Below are 7,203 nucleotides of genomic sequence, written 5' to 3'. Positions count from 1 at the left end.
GTGGAGGAGGTGCTGCCCCTCACGGCCCTGCCCATCGACCAGCTGGTGGAGCGGCTGCACGGGACGGACGTGCGCTTCGTGGCGGAGGGCGCGGTCCTGCACCGGCTTGCGCTGGCGGCCGTGTTCGGCGCGGACGCCGTCGCGGAGGAGGAGCGGTCGCCGGCCGCGGGGCTGCTGTGGCTGGCGCGGACGGTCCCGGAGGGGGGACGCGTGCCGGACCCGTCGGCGTGGGAGCCGGAGTACGTCCGCGCGGCGGGCGTGGAGCGCATTGCCGCGGCTGCCGCCAAAGGAGCGGGCTGATGGCGACCCTCGAGGCCGCCGCCGCGCGGGCCCGTCCGCGCCCGTTCCGCATCCGTCCCCTGCGCGAGGGAGACCTGGCGCGGGTGATCGAGATCGAGCGTGAGTCGTTCAGCACGCCGTGGAAGGAGGTCACCTTCCGGGGGCTGATGAAGCGCTCGGACACGGACCTGCTCGTGGCCGAGACGGCCGAGGGCGGGCTTGCCGGCTACGCGGCGTGCTGGACGGTCATCGACCAGTCGGAGCTGGGCAACGTGGCCGTGTCGCCGTCGGCGCGGGGGGCGGGGATCGGCGGGGCGCTGGTGGACGCCGTCGTGGAGCGCATCCGGACCCGCGGCTCCATCGAATGTTTCCTGGAGGTCCGGGAGTCGAATGTGGCCGCCCAACACCTTTACCGCCAGCGCGGTTTCGCCGTGGTGGGACGCCGTCCCCGGTACTATTCCCTGCCGACGGAGGACGCGCTTGTCATGCGTCTGCGCATCGGCGAATTCCCCGAAAATTTCTCTTGACAGGCTGAACGGCGGCGCCTACTGTTGCGCCTTCCGCGCTTTGTCTACTCCGTACACATACTCATAGAGACGAGGAGGCGCCGTGTCGCGCAGCTTGAACAAGATCATGCTGATCGGGAACCTGGGGCAGGATCCCGAGATCCGCACCACCGCCAACGGCACCCGGGTGGCCAACTTTTCCCTGGCCACCAGCCGCCGCTGGACGGGGCAGGACGGCCAGCCGCAGGAAAAGACCGAGTGGCACCGCATCGTGGTGTGGGAGCAGCGCTACAACCGCGGGGGCGGCGGAGGTGGCGAGGGGGGCGGGATGTCCATGGTGGACATCGTGGAGCGCTACCTCAAGAAGGGCGAAAAGGCGTACGTGGAGGGCTCCATCGAGTACCGCCAGTACGAGGACAAGGACGGCGTGACCAAGTACTCCACGGAGATCCGCGCCCGTGAGATCCTGCTGCTGGGCGGCCGCGGCGAGGGCGGCGGCGGCGAGTACGGCGGTGGCGGCGGCGGCCGGCGCGAGTACGGCGGCGGGGGTGGTGGCAGTGGCGGCGGCTACGGTGGTGGGGGCGGCGGTGGCGGTGGATACGGCGGCGGCGGGGGAGGCGGCGGCCGTGCCCAGCAGCCCGCGCGCTCCGGCGGGGGCAGCGGTGGAGGTGGCGGGACGGGCGGAGGCGGAACGGGTGGTGGCGGCCGCGGCGGCAACTACGACGACTTCCAGGCCCCGCCGTTCGAGGACGACGACGATCTTCCGTTCTGAGCCGGTCCGGCCGAGGCTGGCGCCGGAGCGGATTCGGCGGAGATGACACGTGGGGGCAGGATGCCGATGTGCATCCTGCCCCCACGCGATTTTGAAACAGCATTTCTCACACGGGGCCTGCGGCCAACGGGGGCAACGGTAACGGATGAACGAAAAACCGTTGACTCCGTTGGCCGCAGGCCCCGTGTGAGATGTTTTCGTAAGAGGCCAGGATCGGAATCTACTTGATCGCGCCTGCCTTGCCCGAGACGCGGCGCAGCACGCCCGTCTGCCCCACGTGGTAGGACTGGTGGAAGACCATCGTGGCGATGAGGGAGCCCACCGTCTCGTTGGGGTCGTTGCCGGGGCTGAACGGCGCGGGCTGGTCCAGCGTGTCGCCCGGGAACCCGGCCAGGCCGGCGTCCATGCGCGCCGCCACCTCGTCCCACAGGCGCATCAGCTCGCCGATGTCGCGCGCCTCGGCGGGGTCGGTGAGGGGTGCCGAGCCGCGGTCGTAGCGGTCCAGGCTAGCGGGGTCCACCACCGGCTCCTGGCCCACGACGGGGAGCGCCTTGTTGCCGATGCAGACGAGGTGGCCCACCACCCAGTTGAGGCAGTTGCCCGCCGGCTGCGGCGCGGCCAGGCTCTCGGCCTGCGTGATGCCCTCCACGTTGGCGTGCAGGACGAAGCTGGTCAGGCGCGCCACGTGGCGCAGGCCTTCCGTCGGGCTCACGGCGGTAGTCGGTTCGGGGGTGGACATGGGCGGCTCCTGGGGTGAATGATTGTACGATATCGTATAATTCGACTGCCGTATTATCGTCTTCCGCCCCGTCCGCGTCAAGGGGCTTGGTAGCGATGGATCGGATCCCGTATATTCCGATCTCGTACCATCTCCTCGTGCCTCGAGCCATGGCCCTGCAATTCCTTTCGCCGCTGCACAAGGCGTCGCGGCAGCTTTCCGTCTACCTGGGCGCGCCCACGGGCGGGCTGGAGCTGAGCCCCACGGACGGGCACCTGATCGCGTACCTGCGCACGTACGCGCCGGCGCCCGTGGGGGAGCTGGTGCGGGTGTTCGGGATCAAGCAGTCCACCTTTACGAGCATGCTGGACCGGCTGGAGAAGGCCGGCCTGATCCGCCGTGAGCTGAACCCGGCGGACCGGCGCTCGTTCCTCATCCACATCACGGACGCGGGGCGAGCCATCGCGGAGGAGGCGGACCGGGTGCTGCTGGCGCTGGAGGACGACATCCGCGCGCGGGTGAGCGCGCGCGACGTGGAGGGATTTCACGCGGTGATGCGCGCGATCGAGGAGATCACGCAGGTGCGGCTGCGGGAACGCTGAAGAAAACGGAAACAAAATTCTCACGCAGAGGGAGCAGGGGCAGCAGAGTACGTCATCGCGCGACGAAGTACTCTGCTGCCCCTGCTCCCTCTGCGTGAGAAATGCAGTTGTTTTTGCTTACGAGGCCACCGTCGCGGCGGAGGCGGCGGGGGTGATGGACGGGCGGACCTGGGCCGCGATCTCGTACGAGCGCAGGCGCGCGGCGTGGTCGAAGATCTGCGACGTGAGCATGAGCTCGTCCGCGCCCGTGCGGTCGATGAACGCCTGGATGCCCGCGCGCACCGTATCGGGCGAGCCGGCGGCGCTGCACGCCAGCGCCTCGTCCAGCATCAGCCGCTCCATGGGGTGCAGCTGCTCCAGCAGGTCGTCCACGGGCGGCTGCAGGCGGCCCGGACGGCCCCGGCGCAGGTTGAGGAACGCCTGCTGCACGCTCGTCATCAGCCGCCGGCCCTCCGCGTCCGTGTCCGCCGCGAAGACGTTGAAGCCCAGCATGACGTACGGCCGCTCCAGCTGCGCGGACGGCTCGAAGCGCTCGCGGTACAGCTCGATGGCCTGCATCATCGCGCCGGGGGCGAAGTGGCTGGCGAACGCGTACGGCAGCCCCAGCGACGCGGCCATCTGCGCGCCGAACAGGCTGCTTCCCAGGATCCAGACGGGGATCGTGAGCCCCTCGCCGGGGACGGCGCGCACGCGCTGGCCGGGCTGCGGGTCGAAGTACCCCATCAGCTCCACGACGTCGTGCGGAAAGGTGTCCGCGCCGCCGCTGATGGTCCGGCGGAGCGCGGCGGCCGTGACGGGGTCGGAGCCGGGCGCGCGGCCCAGCCCCAGGTCGATGCGCCCGGGAAAGAGCGACTCCAGCGTGCCGAACTGCTCGGCGATGACGAGCGGCGAGTGGTTGGGGAGCATGATGCCGCCCGCGCCCACGCGGATGGTGCTGGTTCCCCCCGCCACGTGCGCGATGACGACGGACGTGGCCGCGCTGGCCACGCCCGCCATGCTGTGGTGCTCGGCCAGCCAGTAGCGCCGGTACCCCCAGCGCTCGGCGTGTCGCGCCAGGTCCAGCGTGTGACGAAGCGCCTGCCCCGCGTCGCCGCCCTCCACGATGGGCGCCAGGTCAAGGACGGAAAACGGGATGTCGGCCATCACGGTGCCGCTCACTGCCTCGGGTGGACGTGCGATGAATTCCATTGCGTACAATCTAATTGGATGCTATCGTTCTGGAAACCACCCGCCACCTTCTTCCAGGGACGACACCGCATGCCCGTGCTCTACTCCACCACCGCGCGCGCCGTGGGCGGCCGCGAAGGCCACGCCGAGACCAGCGACGGCCTGCTGCGCGTCGATCTCGCCCTGCCCAAGGAGCTGGGCGGCCGGGGCGGCGCCACCAACCCGGAGCAGCTGTTCGCGGCCGGCTACGCGGCGTGCTTCGAGAGCTCCATCCGGTTCCTGGCGGGCCGGCAAAAGCTGCCCCTGCGCGGCGCGGCCGTGACGTCCACCGTGGAGATCCATCCCACGGAGACGGGCGCGTTCCAGCTGGTGGTGGCGCTGCACTCCGAGGTGGAGGGGCTGGACCAGGCGGCGGCCGAGGCGCTGGTGCACGCGGCCGACCAGGTGTGCCCGTACTCCAACGCCGTGCGCGGCAACGTGCAGGTGACGCACACCGTCCAGGCGACGGCCTGAGCGAAGGGGATGATGCGCGAAGCGGACGACGCGGGCTGCACCCCGCCGGGGGCGGACGACCTGCGGCTGGAGCGCCAGCTGTGCTTCGCGCTGTACTCGGCGGCCAACCTGACCACGCGGCTGTACCGGCCGCTGCTGGAGCCGCTGGGGATCACGTATCCGCAGTACCTGGCGCTGATGGCGCTGTGGGAGCGGGCGCCGCGGTCCGTGGGGGAGCTGGGGACCGCGCTGGGGCTGGACAGCGGCACGCTCACGCCGCTGCTCAAGCGGCTGGAGGCGGGCGGCCTGGTGACGCGGGCGCGCGACGCGGCGGACGAGCGGCGGGTGCTGGTGGACCTGACGCCCGCCGGCCGCGACCTGCGCGCGCGCGCCTGCGCCGTCCCGGAGGCGCTGCGCTGCGGCCTGCCGATGGAGCTGGAGGATGCGGGGGCCCTGCGCGACGCGCTCTGGCGCTACGTGCAGGCGTTACGCGCGGGGACCTTGCCGGACGGGGACGCGCCGGCGCCGTAATCGGCCGAACAGAAAACTGCGATCTCACGCAGAGGGAGCAGGGGCAGCAGAGGATTTCGTCGCGCGATGACGTACCCTGCTGCCTCTGCTCCCTCTGCGTGAATATTCAGTTCGGTTTTACCAGGCGCCGCGCTCGCCCACGCGATGGATGACGCCCCGCAGGCGCCGGCTGGCGTTCACCCAGTTGGTGCGCACGGCCTCGGCGGCGGCGTCGGCGTCGCCGGACTCCACGGCGCGCACGATCACCTCGTGCTCGTCCGTGGCCACGTCCAGGCTGCCCTGCAGCAGCGTGCCGTAGAACCACTCGTAGCGCTCCACCTGCGGCCGAACCATCCCCAGCAGCCACCCCAGGCGCGGGCCCGCCAGCGGCCTGGTCAGCGTGGCGTGGAACGCCTTGTGGCTCGTGAACGCGCCCTCCGCGTCGATGGGCACCTGCGCCACCGTCTCGCCAAAGAGGCGGTTGGCGGCGCGGGCGTCCGCGACCAGCCGCGCGCGCTCCTCGTCCGAGAGCCGGTCCAGGTTTCGCAGGGCGGCGAACTCCAGGTCGCCCAGCAGGGGGAACAGCTCGGCCACGTCGTCGTCGCGCAGGGGCGCCACGGTCAGCTGCCGGCGCCCGCCCTCGGAGCCGATGAGCCACCCCTCCTGCACCAGCAGCTGCAGCGCCTCGCGGACGGGCGTGCGGCCCATCCCCATCCGCTCGGCCACCTCCTGCTCCACCACGCGCGCGCCGGGCGCCAGCCGGCCGCGGATGATGAGCTCCCGCAGGCGGTCGTACACGTGGGCGGAGCGGGCCCCGCGCTGGATGGTGGCGGTCATGTTCGTCGGATTGGGAGTGGGGGGACGGGTGGAGGCCTTGCATGCGCCTTCCGTACCATCAAAATTGTCGACAAGTCGCGCCGCGTCAACCACTTCGCGCGCGCGAGGCCACTTTATCGTGTGGAGACGCGGATGGACGTTCGTGAGGTCCAGGTACCGGGATGGGAGCGCGTGGTGGTGGCGCGCGATGGGGAATACCACGGGATCGTGGCCGTGCACAGCACGGCCCTGGGCACGGCGCTGGGAGGAACCCGCCTGTGGCGCTACGCCGCGGAGGCCGACGCGCTGGACGACGCCCTGCGCCTGTCGCGGGGGATGACGTACAAGAACGCCCTCGCCGGGCTGGACGCGGGCGGCGGAAAGTCCGTCATCCTGGCGCCGGCGCGCATCGACGACCGCGCGGCGCTCTTTCGCGCCCACGCGCGGGTGGTGGACATGCTGGGCGGCACGTACATCACGGCGGAGGACGTCGGGACCACGCCCGCGGACATGGACACCATGGCGGCCGTCACGCCGCACGTGGCCGGCGTGTCGTCCGGCATCGGCGACCCGTCGCCCCACACGGCGCGCGGCGTGTTCCGCGCGCTGCAGGCGGCCGTGGCGCACCGCTTCGGCGCGGGGGAGGTGGCCGGGATGACGGTCGCGGTGCAGGGGACCGGAAACGTGGGCGCGTGGCTCGTGCGCCTGCTGCGCGAGGCCGGCGCGAACGTCGTCGTGGCGGACGTGGACGCGGACCGCGCGGCGGCCGTGGCGGAGGAGCACGGCACGCGGGTCGTGTCGGCGGACGCCATCTACGACGTGGAGGCGGACGTGTTCGCGCCGTGCGCCCTGGGCGGCATCCTGAACGTGGAGACGATTTCTCGTCTCCGCGCGAGCGTCGTGGCGGGCGGCGCCAACAACCAGCTGCGCGACGCGGACGACGGGGCGCGGCTGGCGGCGCGGGGCATCGTCTACGCGCCGGACTACGTGGCCAACGCGGGCGGCGTGATCACGGGCTACGGCGAGATGGCGGGCTGGACGCCCGCGCAGTGCGCCGCGCGCGTGGACGCCATCCACGACACCGTGCGCGACCTGCTCCGCCGTGCGGATACATCCGGCATCCTCCCCCACGAGGCCGCGGACCGCATGGTGGAGGAGCGTCTGGCGGCGGCGAAGGGCTGATACGGTCCGAGCGAATCGGCGGGCTCGCTGCTCGGGCTAGAGCCCCCTCCCCCCGCCCCCTGCCCCCGCTTCGCGGGGGAGGGGGAGAACTGCTGGCAGTTCGCCTCGCCCGTGCTGTCAGTTCTGAGTCCTCTACCGGGCCGACGCTGTGAGATGAAG

General features: G+C 71.7%; 10 protein-coding genes. 7 read left to right on the top strand and 3 right to left on the bottom strand.

Annotated features, from left to right (window positions below; genetic code table 11):
• The 3 genes from VFZ20_RS12890 to VFZ20_RS12880 form a co-directional block, all read left to right on the top strand.
• A partial coding sequence (locus VFZ20_RS12890; RefSeq protein WP_329684297.1) for a hypothetical protein occupies window positions 1-300 on the top strand: 300 nt, incomplete at its 5' end.
• Window positions 300-806 (top strand): ribosomal protein S18-alanine N-acetyltransferase, encoded by a 507-nt coding sequence (gene rimI, locus VFZ20_RS12885; RefSeq protein WP_329684296.1) that lies wholly within the window; start codon window positions 300-302, stop codon window positions 804-806. The genes VFZ20_RS12890 and rimI, both read left to right, overlap by 1 nt.
• 82 nt (window positions 807-888) lie before the next feature.
• Complete coding sequence (locus VFZ20_RS12880; protein ID WP_329684295.1) at window positions 889-1,557, top strand: single-stranded DNA-binding protein; 669 nt, start codon at window positions 889-891, stop codon at window positions 1,555-1,557.
• A 220-nt stretch (window positions 1,558-1,777) separates the two neighbouring features.
• On the opposite strand, the gene VFZ20_RS12875 is transcribed toward VFZ20_RS12880, so the two are convergent.
• Window positions 1,778-2,296 carry a DinB family protein gene (locus VFZ20_RS12875; protein ID WP_329684294.1) on the bottom strand — a complete coding sequence of 173 codons (519 nt, stop codon included), beginning with the start codon at window positions 2,294-2,296 and terminating at the stop codon, window positions 1,778-1,780.
• Between the two features lie 149 nt (window positions 2,297-2,445).
• Between VFZ20_RS12875 and VFZ20_RS12870 the strand changes: the two genes are divergently transcribed.
• Window positions 2,446-2,877: a MarR family transcriptional regulator gene (locus VFZ20_RS12870; RefSeq protein ID WP_329684293.1), complete on the top strand. Its 432-nt coding sequence runs from the start codon at window positions 2,446-2,448 to the stop codon at window positions 2,875-2,877.
• Between the two features lie 117 nt (window positions 2,878-2,994).
• Here VFZ20_RS12870 and VFZ20_RS12865 read toward each other — a convergent pair whose 3' ends face one another.
• Complete coding sequence (locus VFZ20_RS12865) at window positions 2,995-4,020, bottom strand: LLM class flavin-dependent oxidoreductase (RefSeq protein ID WP_349264090.1); 1,026 nt, start codon at window positions 4,018-4,020, stop codon at window positions 2,995-2,997.
• A gap of 114 nt (window positions 4,021-4,134) precedes the next feature.
• Between VFZ20_RS12865 and VFZ20_RS12860 the strand changes: the two genes are divergently transcribed.
• Complete coding sequence (locus tag VFZ20_RS12860; protein ID WP_329684291.1) at window positions 4,135-4,557, top strand: organic hydroperoxide resistance protein; 423 nt, start codon at window positions 4,135-4,137, stop codon at window positions 4,555-4,557.
• Window positions 4,558-4,566: 9 nt separating this feature from the next.
• Entirely contained in the window at window positions 4,567-5,067 is a 501-nt protein-coding gene (locus VFZ20_RS12855) for a MarR family transcriptional regulator (protein WP_329684290.1), read from the top strand.
• A gap of 117 nt (window positions 5,068-5,184) precedes the next feature.
• Here VFZ20_RS12855 and VFZ20_RS12850 read toward each other — a convergent pair whose 3' ends face one another.
• Complete coding sequence (locus VFZ20_RS12850) at window positions 5,185-5,883, bottom strand: GntR family transcriptional regulator (protein WP_329684289.1); 699 nt, start codon at window positions 5,881-5,883, stop codon at window positions 5,185-5,187.
• Between the two features lie 132 nt (window positions 5,884-6,015).
• Between VFZ20_RS12850 and VFZ20_RS12845 the strand changes: the two genes are divergently transcribed.
• Window positions 6,016-7,044 carry a Leu/Phe/Val dehydrogenase gene (locus VFZ20_RS12845; protein ID WP_329684288.1) on the top strand — a complete coding sequence of 343 codons (1,029 nt, stop codon included), beginning with the start codon at window positions 6,016-6,018 and terminating at the stop codon, window positions 7,042-7,044.
• The last annotated feature ends 159 nt before the right edge of the window (window positions 7,045-7,203 follow it).

The organism is Longimicrobium sp. (assembly GCF_036280135.1).
GTDB lineage: Bacteria > Gemmatimonadota > Gemmatimonadetes > Longimicrobiales > Longimicrobiaceae > Longimicrobium.
The sequence above is the reverse complement of the archived record's forward strand: the minus strand, read 5'-3'. Positions and strand labels throughout refer to the sequence as shown.